Below are 18,946 nucleotides of genomic sequence, written 5' to 3'. Positions count from 1 at the left end.
GATGAATCGCAATGGGTTGGCTTGGGCCGGATTGGCGAGTCGCGGCGCAGTCGGCCTGGCGGCGGTGGTAACCGCCATGTCCGGCCCGGCAGCGATCGCGCAGGAGCGCGGGGAGGAGGTGGCGATCGAGGCGCCGGGACCGCAAGGTCCGCTCGCCGGCACCATGACGAGCGGTGGCGCCGGCGCGCCGATCGTGATCATCATCCCCGGCTCCGGCCCGACCGATCGCAACGGCGACAATCCGCTCGGCGTCAGCGGCGGCATCTACCGGCAGCTGGCGGCCGGGCTCGCGGCGCGGGGCATCGCCAGCGTCCGGATCGACAAGCGCGGCATGTTCGGCAGCCGCGCCGCGGTGCCTGACCCGAACAAGGTGAAGATCGCCGACTATGCCGGCGACGTACGCAGCTGGATCGGCGTGATCCGCAAGCGCACCGGCGCGCCCTGCGTGTGGGTGCTCGGGCACAGCGAGGGCGGGCTGGTCGCGCTGGTCGCGGCGCAGTCGGCACCCGATATCTGCGGGCTGCTGCTCGTCTCGGCGATGGGGCGGCGCGCGGCCGATGTGATGCGCGCTCAGTTCAGGGCGAATCCGGCGAACGCGCCGGTGCTCGATCAGGCGCTGACGGCGATCGATTCGCTCGAGGCCGGCAGGACATTCGATCCGGCGGGGCTCCACCCGGCGCTCGCCGCGCTGTTCGCGGCCAAGGTGCAGCCCTATCTGATCGACATGTTCAGCTATGATCCGGCCAGGCTCGCCGCTGCCTGGAAAGGGCCGATGCTGGTGCTCCAGGGCGCGCTGGATCTCCAGGTAAGCCTCGAGGACGCGTCGATCCTGAAGAACGCCGATCTCTCGGCGAAGCTGGTGACGATCCCCGGCGTCAACCATGTCCTGAAGCCGGTCGCGGGCGAGGGGAGGGCGGCCAATGTCGCGACCTATCGCGACGCGAGTATCGCGATCGATCCGGCGGTGGTTGACGGCATCGCGACCATGGTGCTGGCGGCGCCCCGCAAATGATGCACTGATAACCGCAACGCATCCCAACCGTAATTTCGACGTATTTTCCGACAAGAGGCGATCGCGCCGGCCGGACTTCCTCCACCGACAGCGCCGGTTACCTGAAGGATCATCGTACGTGTCACCGAAATCGCGGACCCTTTTTCTCGCCGGCATCGCCATGGCGGCGACGCTCACGAGCGGGAGCCTGGGCGCCGCCGCGCGGCCGGCAGCGCAGGACGGGGAGGGCGCGTGCACCGGCACGCCTTCAGCCACGCGGCTCTATGTCACGGTGCAGGGCGTGCGGTCGAGCCAGGGGCTGATCGCCGTCACTCTTTATGCCGATGATCCGAAGCGCTTCCTGGTCAAGCACGGCTCGCTCTATGTCGGCCGGGTCGCCGCCACCGCGCCCACGACGCGGGTGTGCATCCATCTCCCGGCGCCGGGGACTTATGCAATCGCCGTCTATCACGACATCAACGGCAACCAGAAGTTCGACCGCAACATGCTTGGGCTGCCGAAGGAGGCCTATGGTTTTTCGAACAACGCCTCGACCTTTTTCGGGCTGCCGTCGTTCAGCTCGGTGCGCATCGCGGTTCCGCATAATGACATGGCGATCAGTGTGAAGCTCAAATATCCCTGAGGGTGTGGGTCGCGACAATGCCATAACGGCGTCAGCGTTGAATCGGGAGTTCGCGCAGCCACCCACGCACGAGCCGGTTGCCCGCCCGCCAGCCACCCTGTAAGCGGCTGAGCATGAGCGTTCTCGGCACAATCTTCACCTGGTGGAACGGCGCCACCTTCGGCACCACTCTCGGCCTAGCCGGCAAGAAGCGCGTCGGCGCCGATGGGCTGGGCAATGTCTATTATGAGGGCGGGACCGACCCCAATGGCATCACCCGCCGCTGGGTGATCTATGCCGGCGCGAACGATGCCAGCCGGGTCGAGCCCGAATGGTTCGGCTGGCTGCACCACCAGGTCGACGACATTCCCGAGCGGTCGCTGCCCAAGCCGCGCGCCTGGGAGAAGCCGGCGGTGCCCAACCTGACCGGAACTGCGCTTGCCTATCGCCCGCCCGGCGCGCTCGAGAAGGGCGGCCGCCGTGCCGCCGCGACGGGCGACTATGAAGCCTGGGTGCCCGAAGGGTGATTCCGGCGATCGCCGGACGGGGCGTGATCCGCGGGCTACTGGGTGGCGCAGCGATCGCGGCGCTGCTCATGACCGCGGGCTGCGGCAAGAAGGACCAGGCGCCGGCGACCAAGCCGACCCCGCACACGGCGCTCGACGAGGAGCCGACCCCGTCCGACGTGGTGACGGTCGACCTGCCGAGCAGCGTCGACCCGTCGCAGGGCGCGACGCCGATGGCGCAGCGCGTCGCCGTGCTCGGCCTGCTCAACAAGCGCAACGGGGTCGCCCGCGAGATCAAGCTCAAGCCGGGCGAAGCGACGCGCGTCGGCGATGTCATCATCCGGCTGCGCGCTTGCGAGCAGACCGCGCCCTGGGAGCAGGAGCATTACACCGGCGCCTTCGTCCAGATGGACGTGCAGCAGCTCGACAAGACCTGGCGGCGGGTCTTTTCGGGGTGGCTGTACAAGGAACGGCCGTCGCTGAACGTCGTCCAGCACCCGGTCTATGATGTGTGGACCAAGAGCTGCGCGATGACCTTCCCGGTCGGCGGGCCCGATTCAGTCGCGGTCGGCGGCGGCAGCGAGGGCCATGACGCCGCGGCGCCACGATCGAGCGCGAAGAAGTCGCCGGACGCGGCCGCACCGGCCGCCGACGCACCGGCGCCGACCGCGCCATCGACCGCGGCCGACAGCAACGCGAGATAGGCGCTACGCGGGATCTCGACGGCGCCGAGCGACGCGAGGTGATCGGTCATGAACTGGCAGTCGAGCAGGGTGAAGCCGCCGACCTTCATCCGCGCCACCAGCCAGGCCATTGCGACCTTCGAGGCATCGCGCGCGCGGCTGACCATCGACTCGCCGAAGAAGGCGCGGCCGAGCGCGATGCCATAGAGGCCGCCGGCGAGGCGGTCGCCCTCCCACACCTCGATCGAATGGGCGAAGCCGAGGCGGTGGAGCTCGATCGAGGCGCGTTCGATCTGGGGGTTGATCCAGGTATCGGGGCGATCGTCGGCTGACTCGGCGCAGAGCGCGATGACCTGCTCGAAGGCAGTGTCGGCGGTGACGCGGAAGCGATCCGAGACGAGCGTCTTGCGCAGCGAGTGGGAGAGGTGGAAGCGGTCGAGCGGGAGGATCGCGCGTTCGTTGGGCTCGACCCAATAGACGCTGCCGGCATCGCGCGAGTCGGCCATCGGGAAGACGCCGACCGCATAGGCGCCGAGCACCAGCTGCGGATCGAGCGGCGCGAAGCCGGCTGCATCCTCGAGCGGGCCGATCCTCATGGCCCTCCCATCCTCCTGTGGCGCCCGCTCATTTCGCCAGCCGGCGCTCGATCGCCTGCCAGAGCTGGGCGAAGGCCTGGCCGCCCGGCGACTTGCCGGCAAAGGCGCCGACCGGCGCGCGGCGGGCGGCCATTGACTCGACCACGCTCGCCATCGGGATGACCGGCCAGTCCGGGTGGCGGGCGAGCGCCTCGGCGTGGAGCTTGCGGCGGCGATCGACCATCGAGTGGACCGGCAGCACCTGCGACTTGCCGCCGAGATGCTTGACGACCTCGGCATAGGCACGCTCGGACAGCGGCGAGGGGATGACGGGCACGACGATCAGGTCAGCGGCGCGCATCACCTGGTCGCTCGTCTCGGTGAGGCCGGGCGGGCAATCGAGCAGGACGCGGTCATAGGGCTTGGCGAGGCCGGTGAGGAGCTTCTGCAGGCGCTTCTTCTTGTCGAGCTCGTGGAAGAGCAGGTCGAGGCCGCGGAGCGACTCGTCGGCGGCGATGAGGTCGAGGCGCGGGACGGCGGTGTGGTGGACGAGCTTGGCCGGCTCGACATCCTTGGAGAAGACCGACTGGGCCTGGTCCTTCGACTTGTGGCCCGACAGGAGGAAGCTGCTCGCGGCCTGGGGATCGAGATCCCATAACAGGGTGCGGCGGGCCGAGAGGGTGGCCGAGCACCAGGCGAGGTTGACCGCCAGCGTCGTCTTCCCGACGCCGCCCTTGAGGCTGTAGATCGCGATCGTGGCCACGCGCGCTCCTTACACTGGTGAGGACGGCGCATCGTGCCGGAGAGCGCGGGGCGAGGCAACCTGTTGGAGATATGAAAACGGCCGGCGGATCGCTCCGCCGGCCGCGATGAAGGGGAAGACGAAGAGGCTCAGCTCTTGCAGGTGAGCGTGCCCTTGCCCGGCTGGGTGAGGGTGACGTTCTTCGAATTGCCGGTGAGCGAATAGCCTTCGGCCTTGAGCGGATCGCCGGCCTTGGCGGCAGTCAGCGTGACCGGGCTCGCGTCCTTGGACGGCTTGACCACGACCTGCTTGTCGCCCGCAAAGAAGGTGACATAGACGAGGCTGTTGTCCTTGCAGCGCATCGTGACGTCAGCAGTGATCGCCGGCGGCAGCTCGATCGGCGCCGCGTTGCGCAGTGCAGCAGCCTGGGGATCGTCGGCGACCGAGGTCACCTCCTGGGCTTTCTGCGAGTTGTTACAGGCCGAAAGCGCGAGCAGCGCGATGGCGGCGATGGGGAGGGTGCGGAGGATCATAGCGCGCGGTGCTTTGCCTACCGCAACCCCGACGTCAAGAGGGTGACGCCATATCCTGTCGCGAACTGCCACATTTTTATTGCATCGCAACAAAAGTGTCATTTTCCGTGACCGATCATTCGTGAAACTCGCTCAGCTCGGGGATGCGGCCAAAGGCGATTTTCGTGCCGACGCGATCGATTCGCCCACCATGCAGCGGACCGACGCTGACCGCGTTGCGGCCGAAGCGCTCATTGATTCGGTCCATCGCGCGGCTGAGCGACAAGGTGCGAGTCTCGCGGGCGAGCGGATCGTCGGGATCGAGCAGGGCGAAGAGCGACGGCTGCTCGCCCGCGACCGGCTCGATCTCGGCCAGGGTGACGCCGACCATGCGGATCTGGAAATCGCCCGGCCGGGTGCGGCCCGCCGCGACCAGCCGCGGATAGAGCGCATCGAGGGCTGCGAGCACCACGAAACTGTCCTGGGTGGCGGGGAGCCTGATGCTGGCGCGCCAGACCGACTTGTCGTCCTCGAAGCGGGCATGGAGGACGAGTAGGCGGCTGCGATAGCTTTTGCGGCGCAGCCGGCTCGTCGCCTTCAGGGCGAGGCGGCGGGCGGTGAGGCGGACCGGCTCGACCCCGCGTTTGCCGGGCGAGAGGACATGGCTGTGGCCGATCGAGCGGCTCTGGGTGGCCTTTTCGGGGAGGTCGACGCCGTGGAGCAGATACCAGAGCCGATCGCCATTGGTGCCGCCCCAGGCCGTGCCGGCGTCGCGCGGGCGGCGCTCGCAGAGCTGGCGGATATCGTTGATGCCGTCGCGGGCGAGGCGGCGCTCCATCTTCGCGCCGATGCCGGCAATGTCGCGCAGCGGCATGTCGTAGAGGCGTTGCGGCAGCTGCTCGGCGGGGAGGATGACGAGGCCGTCGGGCTTCTGCATGTCCGAGGCGAGCTTGGCGAGGAGGCGGTTGGGGGCGATGCCGACCGAGCTCGTCAGGCACTCCCCGACATGGGCGCGGATGCCGGCCTTGATGCGGTGGGCAAGCGCGGTGGCGGCCTCGACGCTGTTCTCGTTGTCGAGCAGGCGGCAGGCGACCTCGTCGATCGAGCATACGCGGGTGACGGGGATGTGCTTCCAGATCTCGGCGATGATGGCGTCGTGGAACTCGACATATTTTTCGTGGCGGGCAGGCGTGACGATCAGATCGCGGCAGAGGCGTTTGGCTTCCCAGACGGGGGTGCCGGTGGAGATGCCATAGCGTTTCGCCTCGACCGAGGCGGCGATGGCGACGGTGGTGTCGCTGTCGACGGGCGCGACGAGGACGGGCTTGCCGCGCAGTTCCGGCTGGAGCTGCTGTTCGACGCTGGCGAAATAGCTGTTCAGATCGAGGAACAGCCAGCGCAGCGGGCGTGGGGGCAGGAGGGGTTGGGGTTCCGGCACAGGGGGAACATAGCATGAACTTTGGGGCGGGGCGACTCCGGTGAGCATTGGGGGTGGGGTAAGTGAAGTGAGGGGAGAGTTGAATCGAGGTGCGCGGGCCTGGTTACTGCGTCACCCCGGACCTGTTCCGGGGTCCACTGGGCCGCAAAGCGATGGGCCGTTGTGTTTGCGGGACGGTGGATGCCGGAACTAGTCCGGCATGACGGAAAGTGGGCGTCACTCCAGAAACTCCCGCAGCGCGTCCCAGGCGGGTTGCTTGGCGGCGGCGCCCACGGTGTGGAGGGGGCTGCTCGAGGGGAGGGCGACAAGCGCGATGCCGGCCACGCCCTCAAGCTGCTTCGATCCGTGGCGGAAGGCGGTGGCGCCGTTGAAGGCGACCGCGCGGAGATCGGGCAGCGCGGCGACAAGGGCGGGGAGATCGTTGCCGACATGGTCGCGGATCGCGGCATCGCTGCTGCCCTCGCGGCGGGCGCTGGCGACGACGTCCCACAGGCCGACCCGCGCCGCGCCAAGGACGGCGAGGCGGGCTTCGTAGTCGAGCGGCACGAGATCGCGGCCGATGACGCCCGACATCAGGCGCCAGAACTGGTTCTGCGGGTGAGCGTAATAACGCTGCGCGGCGAGCGAGCGGTCTCCGGGGAGGCTGCCGAGGAGCAGCAGGCGGGCATCGGGGCTGACGATCGGGGGGAAGGAGCGTTTCTCGGGCATGGCGTCCCCTGCCTTAGCGATGGCGGGGCGCTTGTCTAAGCCGGCCCTTTTCCCCGCTGTTCTTGCTGTTATTCGGAAAATCAAATTTTCCCCGCTGTTATGTTGGAAATTCCGGCTGAATTCCTGAAGCATTATCAACGCTTTGCGGGAAATCCCGCTGTTATCGAAGAACAGCGGGATAACAGCGGCGGAACAGCGGGAATAACAGCGGGAATATCAGCGGAGGAACAGCGGGCTGTCGGGCAGAACAGCGGCGGCCGTCTTCGGGCTAAAATCGGTCATGTCAAAGAGCGGGCCAGAGCCGTGGTGGCATGCGGTCCTGCTCCGTCGTTCCATAGTCGGCCCCGTGGTTGAATCGGCGCGTCGACCATGAGCGCTTCGGTGACCGTGCAGGGAGAATGTTCACGCGAAGGCGCGAAGGCGCGAAGAGGTTTGGGAATGACGCTGTGGCTCCCATTTTCGCTTCGGGCACCGCGTTTCCGAAGGAGCAAAAGTGCGCGTTGCGCGAGTCTCTTCGCGGCTTCGCGCCTTCGCGTGAATCAAGGAAGGATTGTCGCGCAGTTCCGGTGGAGCGCACTGATCAGGCCTTGGGCAGGCAGGGGGCCTTGGCGGCGCGGAAGCGGAGGCAATCCCACATCATGTCGTCATTGCCGGCCGCATGGGCGACATAGCGCACGGCGAGCGTGGCATAATGCCGATCATCGAGGGGCACGCCGTGCGCGGCGGCGGCGGCCTCCGTCCAGCCATAGATGGTGCAGCTCGGCCGCTCGTCGCACTGCTTGTGGAAGGCGGCCTCGGTCTTCGGGACATTGGCGTCCGGCGCGATGACGACCGCGAAGACGTCCGGCGCGATCGGCGTGAACGCCAGGCCGCCCGGGCCGCGGGCCTTGTCGCCGTTGCCGCCGCACCCGGAGAGCAGAGGGGCGAGCAGCAGGACGGCAGCCAGCGCCGCGGCCTGCATGGCGCCGGCGATCGGCCGGGGCGCGGCGTGGTTCACCGGCATCAGATCCCGCCGAGGAAATCCATCTTGCCGATCGGCACGCCCTTGTGGCGGAGCAGGGCATAGGCGGTCGTCATGTGGAAATAGAAGTTCGGCAGGACGAAATTGAGCACATAGGAACGGCCGGTGAAATCGAACGAGCCGCGCGGGGTGGTGAGCGTGACGGGCGCATCCTCCTTGCCGTCGATCGCCTCGCGCGGGGCCGCGTTCAGGAAGGCGACCGTCCTGGCGATGCGTGCCTGGAGATCAGCGAAGCTGGCTTCCTCATCGGGCATCGCGACATTCTCGATGCCGCCGATGCGGACGACGGTGAACTTCGCCGAATCGCTGGCGCGCTGCACCTGGCCGGTGAGCGGCGCCATATCCTCGATCAGCCGGGCGTTCAGCAGCTCGGCGGGATCAAGGCCCTTCTCGGCGGCAAAGGCTTCGCCCTTGGCGAGGAAGCCGGACATGGCGTGGAAGCCCCGAAGGAAGACGGGGACGGTGAGATCGTAGAGGGCTGTCGTCATGCGGCGGGGGTTTAGCGGGGAGGGGTGGGGGTGTCGATGGGGGCTTTGCGCAAGCCTATGCGTTTCGACTGAATTTTCATGTGTCATTGACCTATGTGCCACTGGCACATATATGATGGCGATGACCAGCCTGCAGACCGTGGTGGAGCTGCCCGAGTTTCTGCGGCGGGCCTAGGCGATCATGTCCGAGGATGAACGTGTCGCGCTGGTGGATTTCATTGCCGCCAACCCCGAGGCAGGCGTCTCGCTCGGTGGCGGGCTGCGCAAGGTCCGCGTCGCCCGCGAGGGTGGCGGCAAAAGCGGGGGCTACCGGACCGTCTTCGTGTTCGGCGGCACGTATATACCCATCTTCCTGGTGACCGTGTTCGCCAAGAACGAGAAGGATAATCTGGGCAGGGCCGAACAGGCGGAACTGATCGCCATGAGCAAGGCCTTGCTCGCACATTATGGAGACCGGACATGAGCGCTTACGAAAGCATCAGGCAGGGGTTGAATGAGGCGCTGGCTTTCGCTGAAGGCCGGGAGACCGGCGCGCGCGTTCATCAGGTGGAAGTGCCCGCCGTTGATGTTGCCGCGATCCGGGCCAGCACCGGCCTGTCGCAGGGTGCCTTTGCCCGGAGCATCGGCGTGGCCAAGGGCACGTTGCTCAACTGGGAACACGGCCGCCGCCGCCCGACCGGGCCTGCCCAGGTGCTGCTCGCGATGATCGCGAAGAAGCCATCGCTGGTGAGTGAATTGCTGCGTTAGCTTCGCCCGGTTCCTCTTCGGTTGAATGCGGTGGGTGTGCAGCCTCTATGGGAAGCGGCAGGTTCCGAAGGCCATCTTGCAGCGCCCCTGAAGTCTTGCAATAGTCTGAGTAATTGATTCGACCGCGAACCGCGGAGCGGACGTGGCATTTGCTTGGGGAGGCTGCCCGATGAAACGATCCATTGCCATTATGCTGGCCGCGGCCACCGCAGCGACTGCCGCCATCGCCCCGATCGGCGCCGCGGCGGCGCAGACCGCCGCGCCGGAGGTCACCGAGGATTTTAAGCCCTCCTCGGTCAACCAGCCCGGCCAGGAATATCCGCAGGTCAATTCGCAAGGGCGCGCCCGCTTCCGCATTGTTGCGCCCGAGGCGCAGAGCGTGAAGGTGAGCCTCGGCCTGGGCGGACGCGGAGGCACGGTGCTGACCAAGGCGGCGGACGGCACCTGGGTGGGCACCACGGCGGGCCCGCTCGACGAGGGCTTTCATTATTACCACCTGACCATCGACGGCGGCACCTTCAACGACCCGGGAACGCTGAATTTCTACGGCTCGACGCGCTGGGAAAGCGGGATCGAAATTCCGGCGCATGACGCGGATTTCTACGCGCTGAGGGACGTTCCCCATGGTCGCGTGGAACAGGTGCTGTTCCCGTCGGCAAGCACCCATGCTCAGCGCCGCGCCTTTGTCTACACGCCGCCGGGATATGACCGGAACCAGCGCGAGCGCTATCCGGTCCTGTACCTGCAGCATGGCTGGGGCGAGGACGAGACCGCATGGTCCAACCAGGGCCATGCCAACCTGATCATGGATAACCTGATCGCCGCCGGCAAGGCACGGCCATTCATCATCGTGATGACCTATGGCATGACCAACGACGTGCGGCCGGGCGGCCTCGCCAGCTTCGACATCAAGCCGTTCCAGACCGTGCTCGTCAACGAGCTGATCCCCTATATCGACGCCAATTTCCGCACGCTTGCCGACCCGCGCCACCGCGCGATGGCGGGCCTTTCGATGGGCGGCTTCGAAACCAAGCTGATCGCGCCGGCAAACCTCGACACCTTCGCCTATATCGGCCTGTTGAGCGGCGGCACCTTCTCGCTCGACGACGTGAACCGGACGCCGGGGTTCAGGGACAAGGTCAAGCTGGTGTTCGTCAGCTTCGGCAGCCGGGAGCTCGACGGCGGCGGCATGGCCGGCCCGCCGGGCGCCCCGCGCGCGGACCCGCGGGCGAACGCCGAGGCGCTGAAGCGCGCGGGGATCAACAGCGTGTTTTATGTGTCGCCCAATACGGCGCATGAATTTCTGTCCTGGCGGCGGAGCCTGCGCGAATTCGCGCCGCTGCTGTTTCGGGAGTGAGCGGAACGACCTCCCCGACCAATCGGCCTTGTTCAGCAGCTAGGGGGGTGGGGGATGTGTCTGGTTTCCGCCCAATTACCGTCATTGCCGGCGGCAGCGCCGTCGCTACCCGATACCGCGTTTGTCTTCGCCGCGACAGCCGCGTTGGGTGCAATGGAATCTAAGATCCAATCGACAATGATCTTGAGCTCGTCCCGACCCTCGTCCGGAAGCCGATCAAAGAAATCATCCGCGTTCACCAGTGTAATCAGCTTCTCCATATCCTTGCGGCGGTATCCATCCGGCAGATAGGCTTCAAGCGCACCATTGCTAAGAATACTCACGCCTTCCGAGCGCTTCGCTTCGACAAAGTTAGTCAGCGCTTGTAGCTCTCCGTCGGATAGCTCAGACTTCAGCTTGATCCGGCGAGACTTGATGTATTCCCATGTAGCGACGGCGTCCCCCCAGCTATTGGACGCCATCGCCTCCTCTACGCGGTCAATGAGGCTCGCGCCGTCCGTGCTGCCGGGATCAGCGATAACCCGTTTCGCAATTTCGATCTTGTTGACGGTGAAGAGCCCCTTGATCTCAGGGGTGCCCACCTGCTCGACATAATCCAGGTCGGCGATCACGAGCGAGCGGACCTTACAGGCATCCAACAGCTTTTGGTACTGCGAGAACAGGCCCTTTCCGCCCACGCTTACCACCTCCAAAGTGGTGTTCAGCTTTGCGAGTCTGTCCTGTCCGCGCAATTGAATAAGCTTCTCGAAGAAAATGCGGTCTGAAATGCCTTCCACGAGCAGGACGCAGTCGGCGAAAAAAATTCTTTCGTTGTTCTGGCTGTTGACGACGTTAAAGAGGTGCTTATGGGCGGGAAGATCGTTGGATTTCAGGCGCACAATTTTGCTGCGCTGTTTTTCGCTATAGACCCGCGAAACATACTGAATTGAATCGGGCGACACGAAGGTGGGTGAGTGGGTCGCCATTACGAACTGATTGCCGGTTTCTTTCTCAAGCTTGCGGAAGAGCATGAGCAGCGATGCCTGCCAGCGCGGGTGAAGATGCAATTCCGGCTCATCAATCAAGATGAGCGCGTCCCTTACGTTGAGCGCATGAATCGCGAATAGATAGGTAAGAAGTTCTCGTTCTCCTGACGAAGCACTCGATACCAGGAAGGATGAGCCCTGTTTCGTCAGCTCTATATCATAGGAGTTGCTCATGAAATTGGTGGTTTTCAACTCCCAATCATAGCCGAGAGTGCGTAGATCGGCGGTGAGAGATTTGATCTGTGGGTCATTCAAAAAGGCCGTTCGTGCATCCACGTTCGATTGCTCTTGGAGCGAGCGAAATTTCTTGGCAATTTCGCCGACCGCCATCGGAACGTAGATCGTACCTGACCGTGAACTGGTAACGTCCGCGCCCTGCCGCTGTGCATTGTAGTCGAAACCATTTAGCGTAACGCTGGCCGTAAAGGCGTTGGAGCCTCGGTGAACAGGGAGGTACATCATCGGCATCTGCACAGCGGTCAGCTTTTGATCGCTGCGTATACGGTTATCGAGTTCAAATAGCCGGAGGTACTCGAGATACATGTTCGCGGCTTGCCCATTGGCGGGCTCCAAATGCACACCATTCCAGATATAGGTGAATCGCTGGCCAGCTTGAATTTGACCGAGGTCCCAGTGCTTGCAAGCATCCCATGGGTCGGATTGGAGGCGGTGCTTCAACCCCTTTTTCAGCTTCTCTGCATCGGCAGCGATTGCTTTCATGCTGGCTAGATCGCTGGCGGTGGCTTCCAGCTCCACCTCAACACGTTGAGGAGTTTCAAGTTTGGCTGCGCTGTGTCTGTCGAGTTCAAGCTGATTGAGGTTGCCATTGTCTTGGATCGTCCAGACTATTTCGTTGTTTATGTTGCCTTGAGTTAAGAATCGGCCCGCCAGTATATAGCGTCGCAATATGGTGATCGCGGTGTCGAGCAAATTAGTTTTGCCGCCGCCATTAGGCCCGATAATGATCGAGATTTGGCCGTCTAAGTCTAGCTCCTGCCGTTCCAGAAAGCTGCGGACGTTTTCGATTGCCAATTTTCGGAGACGCATTTCTGACCTTCCTTTGCGCGTACTTTGGCACGGCTGGGCAGGTGAAGGCTAGCGTGAGCTTTGGTCTATCCTCAATCCAAAGCAATCGAGCAGCTAACGGCCATAGATCACCATCGGAAATGAGAGCCCTGCCCCCAAAAAAAGAGCGACCGGGGCTGGACGAAATCCCCGGCCGCTCCCTGCCACGGCATCGCAATGGAATTGGATCGTTCCTAGTCGATCCCGCCCCCTTGCGGCGCCGCATGCGCCTGTCCGGCCTCGGCGAGCTCGGTCAGCTTGACGAACTCCTGCCGCCAATAGCCTGATTGGCTGCCCGCCAGCCGCCGGATATCCGCATAGCCGATGTCGCCGAGCCGCGTGTCGCCGCGCAGCTTCTGGCCGAAGGCGGCGACCGCGGTCGCGAAGGCCATGTCGCCCTGGGGCGGGGCCTGGGTGTTCAGCAGGGTCGCTGCGATCGGCCGCTCGATCAGGCGCGAGGTGTCGCCTTCGGGCAATTTGTAGCGCAGGCGGACATAGGCCATTTCGCCATTCTGCCTGTCGCCGGCCAATGCGCGGCGGGTGTTGGCGGTGAAGTGGCGATCGGGCAGCCAGCCCTTGCTGCCCGCCGGCACGACCTCGTAGATCGCGGTCACCTGGTGGCCGGCGCCGATATCGCCGGCGTCGACCTTGTCGTTGGCGAAATCCTGCTCGGCCAGCGCGCGGTTCTCGTATCCGATCAGGCGGTACTGGCTGACATAGGCCGGGTTGAACTCGACCTGGACCTTCACGTCCTTGGCGATGGTGAAGAGGGTCGAGGAGAGTTCCTCGGACAGGACCTTCCTCGCCTCCATCGCGCTGTCGATATAGGCGTAATTGCCGTTGCCGAGATCGGCCATGGATTCCATCAGCGCATCGTTGAAATTGCCCTGGCCGAAGCCGAGCGTGGTGAGGGTGATGCCGTCGTCGCGCTCCTTCTCGATGAGCTGCTCGAGCTGGCGCTGATCGGTCACGCCGACATTGAAATCGCCGTCGGTGGCGATCAGGATCCGGTTGATGCCGCCCTTGATGAAGCTGGCGCGGGCAGTGTCATAAGCGAGCTTGATGCCTTCGCCGCCCGCGGTCGAGCCGCCGGCGCTGAGCTGGTCTAGCGCCGCCTTGATTTGGGTCGCGTCGCTGGTCGGCTCGAGCACGACCCCGGCGGCGCCCGCATAGACGACGATGCCGACCTTGTCCCGCGGCTGGAGATTGTCGGCGACGAGCGAGAGCGCCGCCTTGACGAGGGGGAGCTTGTCGGGCTCGTCCATCGAGCCCGAGACGTCGACCAGGAAGACGAGGTTGGCGGGCGGGCGCTTCGCATAGCTCAGGTCATAGCCGCGCAGGCCGATGCGGAGCAGCTTCGTGTCGTGGTTCCAGGGGGTCTGCGCGACGTCAGTGGTGACGCTGAAGGGGGCGGCGCGATCGGCGGGGAGGGGATAATCATAGCGGAAATAGTTGATCATCTCCTCGGTGCGGACCGCGTCCTTCGGGGGGAGCTGGCCTGCGTTGAGGAAGCGGCGGACATTGGCATAGGCGCCGGTGTCGACATCGACCGCGAAGGTGGAAACCGGCGCGTCGGCGACGGCGTGGACCGGGGAGATGTCGTTGGGCTTGTATTTCTCGCCCGAGGGGTCGGCGACGGGGGAAGCCATGTCGCTCGAGCTCTCGGCGAGGCTGGTGCTTTCGGCGTTGTTGTTGGCGTTGTGCCGCGCCTTGTCACAGCCGGCGAGGAGGAGCGCGCCGGTGGCGACGCAGGCCAGGGCTTTGGTTCGGATCGAGGTTGCCTTCATTGGGACTCTCCTTTGCCACATTTACGCCTTATTTCTGCCGTGTTTGTGACACGGCTTTTTCGAGGTGGCAAGGGTTTTCCTATCGGGTTGGGGGATATTGAATGTCGGGCGGCGTGGCGGGCTCTGCACAGGCGCGAGCCGGGGGCCGGCGGCATCGCGCCTCGAGAGGATGATGATTAACCTAGATTTAGGCATTTGCTGACACGCAGGGGCGGGGGCCCTATGAGCGAATCCGGATGACGATTCGAAAATGACAGATCCGGCAATGCCTCACTGGATTCCCGTGGCGGAAAACGGGGCGCGCGCAATGATGATAAGGACGGATCCGCTGCTCGATGGAGTGCGGGAATCGCTCGGCATAGACCATGTCCTGTTTCGCGCGGAGATAGGGCGGGAAACCTATGTGATGGCCGATTCGGGCTCGCTGGCGGTCGTCAGGGACCTGTTGCCGCTGCTCGAGGCCACGGCTCCGAAAGCGTTCGGCTTCGACTTTCAGGTCATCGTCCGCGCAAGCGGCAGCGAGGGCGGATCGGGGCAGCTTGCGCTTATCCGGCGCGCGCCGAAATCCTGGCCGGAGGCGGCGCGCCGCGAATCGCAGCGGATCGCCGAGCAGCTGATGTCGCGCCTATATGAGATGATCTGACGGGGGCTCCCGGATCAGCCTTTCTCCCTTGACCGACAGGGAGGCCGTGACGAAGGCCGGGGGATGAATGCCGTCGCGGACGAACTGTTCGTAGAGGATCAGTCCCTCGTCCCTGAGCGCCTCTACCGCGTCGATGAAATCGCCATCGTCGCCGAAATCCGCAAATTTTCCGGAATCGATATCGACGCTGTCGGGAAATTGGCCGAACAAATAATATAGGATTTGTCGTCCCGCTCGGCTTACATGGCCGGATCGAAGGAGATCATCAAGACTCCGCATGACAGATCCAACTGGTGTTGCAGCGATATCTTCAATATCTCTATTATGCTTTGTGGGTAACGAAGAGTAAATGTCGATAGTTAAAGAATGGTTAACGCTGCGCGCGACAGCATTGCGTCGCGCCGGGGCGGCGGAGTAGGATCGCCGGCGATGGCCAAGCCGATCACCACCTATGCCGCCTTCTGGCCCTTCTATCTGCGCGAGCATGCGAAGGCGGAGACTCGGCGGCTGCATTATGCCGGGACGGCGCTGACCTTCCTGTTCCTGGCGCTCGCGCTGATGCGGGGCGGGTGGTGGTGGGCGCTGGTGCCGCTTGCCGGATACGGCTTTGCCTGGGGCGCGCATTTCGGGGTGGAGAAGAACCGGCCGGCGACCTTCACCTATCCGCTCTGGTCCCTGGCGAGCGATTACCGGATGTTCTTCCTGTGGCTCAGCGGGCGGCTCGGGCCGCATCTGCGGGCGGCGGGGGTTTCCGGCTGAATCTTCCCGGGAAACGATATCGGATAGGCAAGCAGCCGAACTTTGCCGCGCCCAACACGGGCTAGCTTGCCCGGCGGGGCGCACTCGCCCTATCTCTCCCGCATGACCATCACCCCCAATACGCTCGCGCTCATCGGCAACACTCCGCTCGTCAGGCTCAAGGGGCCGAGCGAGGCTTCGGGGTGCGATATTTACGGGAAGTGCGAATTCACCAATCCGGGCGCCTCGGTGAAGGACCGCGCGGCTTTGTTCATCGTCGAGGACGCCGAGGAGCGGGACGCGATCCGGCCGGGCGGGACGATCGTCGAGGGGACGGCGGGGAATACCGGGATCGGGCTTGCGCTGGTCGCCAATGCCAAGGGCTATCGGACGATCATCGTGATGCCCGAGACCCAGAGCCGCGAGAAGATGGATACGCTGCGCGCATTGGGCGCCGAGCTGGTGCTGGTGCCGGCGGCGCCTTATTCGAACCCGGGCCATTTCGTGCACACTTCGCGGCGGATCGCCGAGGAGACGCCGAATGCGATCTGGGCCAACCAGTTCGACAATATCGCCAACCGCCGCGCGCATATCGTCGGCACGGCGGAGGAGATCTGGGAGCAGATGGAGGGGCGGATCGACGGGTTCACCTGCTCGGTCGGCACCGGGGGGACTCTCGCCGGGGTCGGGCTCGGGCTGAAGGCGAAGGACGAGACCGTCTGCATCGCGCTGAGCGACCCCTATGGCGCGGCGCTCTACGATTATTATGCGCATGGCGAATTGCGCTCGGAAGGATCGTCGGTCGCCGAGGGGATCGGGCAGGGGCGGATCACCGCCAATCTCGAGGGCGCGCCGGTCGATACCCAGTTCCGCGTTTCGGATGCCGAGGGGATGGAATGGGTGACCCGGCTGCTCGGCGAGGAGGGGCTGTGCCTGGGGCTGTCCTCGGGAATCAATGTGGCGGGCGCGGTCGCGCTCGGGCGGCAGCTCGGGCCGGGAAAGCGGATCGTGACGATCCTGTGCGATACCGGGTTCCGCTATCTGTCGACGCTGTACAACCGGGCATGGCTCGAGTCGAAGGGGCTGGCCGTGCCGCCCTGGCTCGCCCGGGATTAGAGGTTTTTGCGCGCGCCGCTTCACCAGCGACGAGCCGTGCCATCGACAAGACGCTTTTCATGCGTTACATTTATGCCACAGGCATGAAAATTATCGCTCAGGATCCGGCGCAGACGTCGCAGCGAGTGAGGGTCGGGATGATCGGCCTCGCCGCCGTCCTGCTTCTCATCGGGCTGGCCGCTGCCATCTTCAGCACAGCGAGCAAGGAACGCCCGCTGAGCGTGGTGGGCGGCGCGCGGCCCGATGTCGTCGCCAACATGGCAGCCGGCAACAGCGCCCTGCCGAACGGGGCGGCGACCAGCGAGCCGCTCGCCGAGCTCGGGGTCGCGCCGAGCACTGCGACCGAAGACAATGCGGCCGGCGCATCGGGCAAGCGCAAATAACGATGGCGCGCGCTTCATCCGGCGGCCGGATTCCCCGGGGAGAACCGGGGAAAACATGGCGCCGGGCCGGGGACGGCCGGGGAATTTCCACCATTTTGCGTGAGTCGTTCAGAACACACCGGGAACGGGTTGAAATGTTTCAGAAAAAATCCCCGTAGAATCGAACCGGATAGAGTGATTTTCCGGCTTTTCCCCGGGTTTCCCCTTGAATCCCCGGTAATCCCGAGTTAACCCTTGTTTATAACAGGGTAGACTTATTTCGCTTGCGCGGAACGCGCTGGGGAGCGGCATCGTGTCGCTTTCGAGCTCGGAGAAGTCATGCCTGAAAAGGGTTCGGGCAGGCGTGACAGATCGGATCGACTATCAGGGAGACGGTCTTGGCCTTGTCGATGACAAGGGCAGGGTAGCCATTCCTGCGTCGCTTCGGGCAGTGCTTGCGGCGAACAGCCCGCGCGCCGACGGCAAGGATGGCGGCACCGTCATCATCGGCGTGCACGAGAGCAGCCCGTGCCTGATCGCCTATGATCCCGGCTTCCTGCCGATCCTGAAGGCCCAGCTCGACGAGCGCGAGGCGAATTTCCGGCTCGACCAGGGCGCGCGCAACCCCAATTTCAAGCGCCAGGCGGCGGTGGGCGAGGCAGTGCCGTTCGACGGCAGCGGGCGCTTCATCATGCCGGGCTTCCCGCGCTTCCATGCGAAGATCGGCGCGAACGCGTTCTTCTACGGGACGTTCGATTATATCGAGATCTGGGACCCGAAGACGCTGATGGAAGCCGAGGGCGTGCCCGAGGTGCAGAAATCCTGCGCGCGCTATCATTGCGCGCTGAAGGGGATCGAGCTGTGAGCGACCTCCCCGCCCAGACCCAGCCCCATACCCCCGTGCTGCTCGACGAAGTCGTGCTGGCGCTCGCGATCAGCCCTGGCGAGCGGCATGTCGATGCGACGTTCGGCGCCGGGGGATATACGCGGGCGCTGCTCGCCCGCGGCGCCCGCGTGTTCGCCTTCGACCGCGACCCCGATGCGATCGCGGCCGGGCGCGCGCTCGAGGCGGAGTCGGGCGGCGCGCTGACCCTGGTGCCGGCCACGTTCTCGGCGCTCGAATCCGAGCTCGAGGCGCGCGGCGCCGTGCCGGTCGACGGGGTGACGATGGATATCGGCGTCTCCTCAATGCAGCTCGACCAGGCCGAGCGCGGCTTCTCGTTCCAATATGACGGGCCGCTCGACATGCGGATGAGCCAGGAGGGCGAGACGGCGGCCGATTTCGTCAACACCGCCGACGAGGCGGTGATCGCCGATGTGCTCCATGAATATGGCGAGGAGCCGCGGGCGCGGCGGGTGGCGCGGGCGATCGTGATGGCGCGGCCGATCACCCGGACGGGCGAGCTGGCGCGGGTGGTGCGGCGCGCGCTCGGCTACAAGCCGCACGACAAGAAGGATCCCGCGACGCGGACCTTCCAGGCGATCCGCATCCATCTCAACCGCGAGCTCGGCGAACTGGCCGACGGGCTGGCCGCGGCCGAGCGGGTGCTGAAGCCCGGCGGGCGGCTGGCGGTGGTGACATTCCACTCGCTCGAGGACCGGATGGTGAAGCGATTCCTGCGCGAGCGGAGCGGGGGGATGCCGGGCGGATCGCGGCATCTTCCTGAGTTGCAGGTTAACCATAAGCCGAGCTTTGAGAGTGTCGGACGCGCGGTGCGCGCCGACGAGGCCGAGATCGCCCGCAACCCGCGGGCGCGATCGGCGACGTTAAGAACGGCGCGGCGAACGAGTGCCGCGGCGTGGACCGCGTAAAAGGAGCG

At 65.0% G+C, this 18,946-nt stretch carries 22 protein-coding genes and 1 pseudogene; 14 read left to right on the top strand and 9 right to left on the bottom strand.

Annotated features, from left to right (window positions below; genetic code table 11):
- The first annotated feature begins 1 nt into the window (after nucleotide 1).
- The 4 genes and pseudogenes from ABD050_RS08415 to ABD050_RS08400 all read left to right on the top strand — a co-directional run.
- The gene (locus tag ABD050_RS08415) at nucleotides 2–1,012 is read left to right on the top strand and encodes an alpha/beta hydrolase (RefSeq protein ID WP_343888827.1); all 1,011 of its coding nucleotides are present in this window, start codon (nucleotides 2–4) and stop codon (nucleotides 1,010–1,012) included.
- Between the two features lie 118 nt (nucleotides 1,013–1,130).
- Nucleotides 1,131–1,634, top strand: coding sequence for a DUF2141 domain-containing protein (locus ABD050_RS08410; protein WP_343888826.1), 504 nt, complete (start codon nucleotides 1,131–1,133; stop codon nucleotides 1,632–1,634).
- Between the two features lie 113 nt (nucleotides 1,635–1,747).
- Nucleotides 1,748–2,140, top strand: a complete 393-nt coding sequence (locus ABD050_RS08405) for an NADH:ubiquinone oxidoreductase subunit NDUFA12 (protein ID WP_343888824.1) — start codon at nucleotides 1,748–1,750, stop codon at nucleotides 2,138–2,140.
- 68 nt (nucleotides 2,141–2,208) lie between these two features.
- Nucleotides 2,209–2,586 (top strand): annotated as a pseudogene (locus ABD050_RS08400) (DUF2155 domain-containing protein); the annotation flags it as partial.
- A gap of 35 nt (nucleotides 2,587–2,621) precedes the next feature.
- Here ABD050_RS08400 and aat read toward each other — a convergent pair.
- From aat to ABD050_RS08365, 7 genes are all read right to left on the bottom strand, one after another.
- The gene (aat, locus tag ABD050_RS08395) at nucleotides 2,622–3,398 is read right to left on the bottom strand and encodes a leucyl/phenylalanyl-tRNA--protein transferase (protein ID WP_343888823.1); all 777 of its coding nucleotides are present in this window, start codon (nucleotides 3,396–3,398) and stop codon (nucleotides 2,622–2,624) included.
- Between the two features lie 28 nt (nucleotides 3,399–3,426).
- A complete protein-coding gene (locus ABD050_RS08390) occupies nucleotides 3,427–4,140 on the bottom strand; it encodes a ParA family protein (protein ID WP_343888822.1) in 714 nt (237 codons plus the stop codon).
- 128 nt (nucleotides 4,141–4,268) lie between these two features.
- Nucleotides 4,269–4,652, bottom strand: a complete 384-nt coding sequence (locus ABD050_RS08385) for a hypothetical protein (protein WP_343888821.1) — start codon at nucleotides 4,650–4,652, stop codon at nucleotides 4,269–4,271.
- 115 nt (nucleotides 4,653–4,767) lie between these two features.
- Complete coding sequence (locus ABD050_RS08380; RefSeq protein ID WP_343888820.1) at nucleotides 4,768–6,069, bottom strand: Y-family DNA polymerase; 1,302 nt, start codon at nucleotides 6,067–6,069, stop codon at nucleotides 4,768–4,770.
- Nucleotides 6,070–6,285: 216 nt separating this feature from the next.
- The gene (locus ABD050_RS08375) at nucleotides 6,286–6,777 is read right to left on the bottom strand and encodes a DNA-deoxyinosine glycosylase (protein ID WP_343888819.1); all 492 of its coding nucleotides are present in this window, start codon (nucleotides 6,775–6,777) and stop codon (nucleotides 6,286–6,288) included.
- A gap of 580 nt (nucleotides 6,778–7,357) precedes the next feature.
- Complete coding sequence (locus ABD050_RS08370) at nucleotides 7,358–7,780, bottom strand: hypothetical protein (RefSeq protein WP_343888818.1); 423 nt, start codon at nucleotides 7,778–7,780, stop codon at nucleotides 7,358–7,360.
- Nucleotides 7,780–8,286: a DUF1993 domain-containing protein gene (locus tag ABD050_RS08365; protein ID WP_343888817.1), complete on the bottom strand. Its 507-nt coding sequence runs from the start codon at nucleotides 8,284–8,286 to the stop codon at nucleotides 7,780–7,782. The genes ABD050_RS08370 and ABD050_RS08365 overlap by 1 nt, the downstream gene beginning before the upstream one ends.
- Before the next feature lie 181 nt (nucleotides 8,287–8,467).
- Between ABD050_RS08365 and ABD050_RS08360 the strand changes: the two genes are divergently transcribed.
- From ABD050_RS08360 to ABD050_RS08350, 3 genes are all read left to right on the top strand, one after another.
- Nucleotides 8,468–8,749: a type II toxin-antitoxin system RelE/ParE family toxin gene (locus tag ABD050_RS08360; RefSeq protein WP_343888816.1), complete on the top strand. Its 282-nt coding sequence runs from the start codon at nucleotides 8,468–8,470 to the stop codon at nucleotides 8,747–8,749.
- Nucleotides 8,746–9,033, top strand: a complete 288-nt coding sequence (locus tag ABD050_RS08355; RefSeq protein ID WP_343888815.1) for a helix-turn-helix domain-containing protein — start codon at nucleotides 8,746–8,748, stop codon at nucleotides 9,031–9,033. The genes ABD050_RS08360 and ABD050_RS08355 overlap by 4 nt, the downstream gene beginning before the upstream one ends.
- A 169-nt stretch (nucleotides 9,034–9,202) precedes the next feature.
- Complete coding sequence (locus tag ABD050_RS08350; protein ID WP_343888814.1) at nucleotides 9,203–10,390, top strand: alpha/beta hydrolase-fold protein; 1,188 nt, start codon at nucleotides 9,203–9,205, stop codon at nucleotides 10,388–10,390.
- Nucleotides 10,391–10,422: 32 nt separating this feature from the next.
- Here ABD050_RS08350 and ABD050_RS08345 read toward each other — a convergent pair whose 3' ends face one another.
- The gene (locus ABD050_RS08345; protein WP_343888813.1) at nucleotides 10,423–12,462 is read right to left on the bottom strand and encodes an ATP-dependent nuclease; all 2,040 of its coding nucleotides are present in this window, start codon (nucleotides 12,460–12,462) and stop codon (nucleotides 10,423–10,425) included.
- A 212-nt stretch (nucleotides 12,463–12,674) separates the two neighbouring features.
- The gene (locus ABD050_RS08340) at nucleotides 12,675–14,267 is read right to left on the bottom strand and encodes a vWA domain-containing protein (protein WP_343888812.1); all 1,593 of its coding nucleotides are present in this window, start codon (nucleotides 14,265–14,267) and stop codon (nucleotides 12,675–12,677) included.
- Nucleotides 14,268–14,574: 307 nt separating this feature from the next.
- Here ABD050_RS08340 and ABD050_RS08335 point away from each other — a divergent pair, with 307 nt between their 5' ends.
- The 7 genes from ABD050_RS08335 to rsmH all read left to right on the top strand — a co-directional run bounded on the left by ABD050_RS08335 (nucleotide 14,575) and on the right by rsmH (nucleotide 18,938).
- Nucleotides 14,575–14,910 (top strand): hypothetical protein, encoded by a 336-nt coding sequence (locus tag ABD050_RS08335; RefSeq protein ID WP_343888811.1) that lies wholly within the window; start codon nucleotides 14,575–14,577, stop codon nucleotides 14,908–14,910.
- Nucleotides 14,911–14,973: 63 nt separating this feature from the next.
- Entirely contained in the window at nucleotides 14,974–15,129 is a 156-nt protein-coding gene (locus ABD050_RS08330; protein ID WP_343888810.1) for a hypothetical protein, read from the top strand.
- 210 nt (nucleotides 15,130–15,339) lie between these two features.
- Nucleotides 15,340–15,669 carry an Mpo1-like protein gene (locus ABD050_RS08325; protein WP_343888808.1) on the top strand — a complete coding sequence of 110 codons (330 nt, stop codon included), beginning with the start codon at nucleotides 15,340–15,342 and terminating at the stop codon, nucleotides 15,667–15,669.
- A 102-nt stretch (nucleotides 15,670–15,771) separates the two neighbouring features.
- Nucleotides 15,772–16,764 carry a cysteine synthase A gene (locus tag ABD050_RS08320; protein WP_343888807.1) on the top strand — a complete coding sequence of 331 codons (993 nt, stop codon included), beginning with the start codon at nucleotides 15,772–15,774 and terminating at the stop codon, nucleotides 16,762–16,764.
- A gap of 83 nt (nucleotides 16,765–16,847) precedes the next feature.
- Nucleotides 16,848–17,147 carry a hypothetical protein gene (locus tag ABD050_RS08315; RefSeq protein ID WP_343888806.1) on the top strand — a complete coding sequence of 100 codons (300 nt, stop codon included), beginning with the start codon at nucleotides 16,848–16,850 and terminating at the stop codon, nucleotides 17,145–17,147.
- Nucleotides 17,148–17,490: 343 nt separating this feature from the next.
- On the top strand, nucleotides 17,491–17,991 hold the full coding sequence (locus tag ABD050_RS08310) for a division/cell wall cluster transcriptional repressor MraZ (protein WP_343888805.1): 501 nt from the start codon (nucleotides 17,491–17,493) through the stop codon (nucleotides 17,989–17,991).
- The gene (gene rsmH, locus ABD050_RS08305) at nucleotides 17,988–18,938 is read left to right on the top strand and encodes a 16S rRNA (cytosine(1402)-N(4))-methyltransferase RsmH (protein ID WP_343888804.1); all 951 of its coding nucleotides are present in this window, start codon (nucleotides 17,988–17,990) and stop codon (nucleotides 18,936–18,938) included. The genes ABD050_RS08310 and rsmH overlap by 4 nt, the downstream gene beginning before the upstream one ends.
- The last annotated feature ends 8 nt before the right edge of the window (nucleotides 18,939–18,946 follow it).

It is taken from the genome of Sphingomonas oligophenolica (assembly GCF_039522915.1).
Taxonomy (GTDB): Bacteria; Pseudomonadota; Alphaproteobacteria; order Sphingomonadales; family Sphingomonadaceae; genus Sphingomonas; species Sphingomonas oligophenolica.
Note: the sequence above shows the minus strand (reverse complement) of the source record. Positions and strands in the feature narration are given on the sequence as shown.

What these genes read in the sequence shown, in the direction of transcription:
- ABD050_RS08415 (WP_343888827.1), top strand. Translation starts at nt 2, where the DNA reads ATGAATCGCAATGGGTTGGCTTGGGCCGGATTGGCGAGTCGCGGCGCA.
- ABD050_RS08405 (WP_343888824.1), top strand. Translation starts at nt 1,748, where the DNA reads ATGAGCGTTCTCGGCACAATCTTCACCTGGTGGAACGGCGCCACCTTC.
- aat (WP_343888823.1), bottom strand. Translation starts at nt 3,398, where the DNA reads ATGAGGATCGGCCCGCTCGAGGATGCAGCCGGCTTCGCGCCGCTCGAT.
- ABD050_RS08385 (WP_343888821.1), bottom strand. Translation starts at nt 4,652, where the DNA reads ATGATCCTCCGCACCCTCCCCATCGCCGCCATCGCGCTGCTCGCGCTT.
- ABD050_RS08375 (WP_343888819.1), bottom strand. Translation starts at nt 6,777, where the DNA reads ATGCCCGAGAAACGCTCCTTCCCCCCGATCGTCAGCCCCGATGCCCGC.
- ABD050_RS08370 (WP_343888818.1), bottom strand. Translation starts at nt 7,780, where the DNA reads ATGCCGGTGAACCACGCCGCGCCCCGGCCGATCGCCGGCGCCATGCAG.
- ABD050_RS08365 (WP_343888817.1), bottom strand. Translation starts at nt 8,286, where the DNA reads ATGACGACAGCCCTCTACGATCTCACCGTCCCCGTCTTCCTTCGGGGC.
- ABD050_RS08360 (WP_343888816.1), top strand. Translation starts at nt 8,468, where the DNA reads ATGTCCGAGGATGAACGTGTCGCGCTGGTGGATTTCATTGCCGCCAAC.
- ABD050_RS08355 (WP_343888815.1), top strand. Translation starts at nt 8,746, where the DNA reads ATGAGCGCTTACGAAAGCATCAGGCAGGGGTTGAATGAGGCGCTGGCT.
- ABD050_RS08350 (WP_343888814.1), top strand. Translation starts at nt 9,203, where the DNA reads ATGAAACGATCCATTGCCATTATGCTGGCCGCGGCCACCGCAGCGACT.
- ABD050_RS08345 (WP_343888813.1), bottom strand. Translation starts at nt 12,462, where the DNA reads ATGCGTCTCCGAAAATTGGCAATCGAAAACGTCCGCAGCTTTCTGGAA.
- ABD050_RS08340 (WP_343888812.1), bottom strand. Translation starts at nt 14,267, where the DNA reads ATGAAGGCAACCTCGATCCGAACCAAAGCCCTGGCCTGCGTCGCCACC.
- ABD050_RS08335 (WP_343888811.1), top strand. Translation starts at nt 14,575, where the DNA reads ATGATGATAAGGACGGATCCGCTGCTCGATGGAGTGCGGGAATCGCTC.
- ABD050_RS08330 (WP_343888810.1), top strand. Translation starts at nt 14,974, where the DNA reads ATGAATGCCGTCGCGGACGAACTGTTCGTAGAGGATCAGTCCCTCGTC.
- ABD050_RS08325 (WP_343888808.1), top strand. Translation starts at nt 15,340, where the DNA reads ATGGCCAAGCCGATCACCACCTATGCCGCCTTCTGGCCCTTCTATCTG.
- ABD050_RS08320 (WP_343888807.1), top strand. Translation starts at nt 15,772, where the DNA reads ATGACCATCACCCCCAATACGCTCGCGCTCATCGGCAACACTCCGCTC.
- ABD050_RS08315 (WP_343888806.1), top strand. Translation starts at nt 16,848, where the DNA reads ATGAAAATTATCGCTCAGGATCCGGCGCAGACGTCGCAGCGAGTGAGG.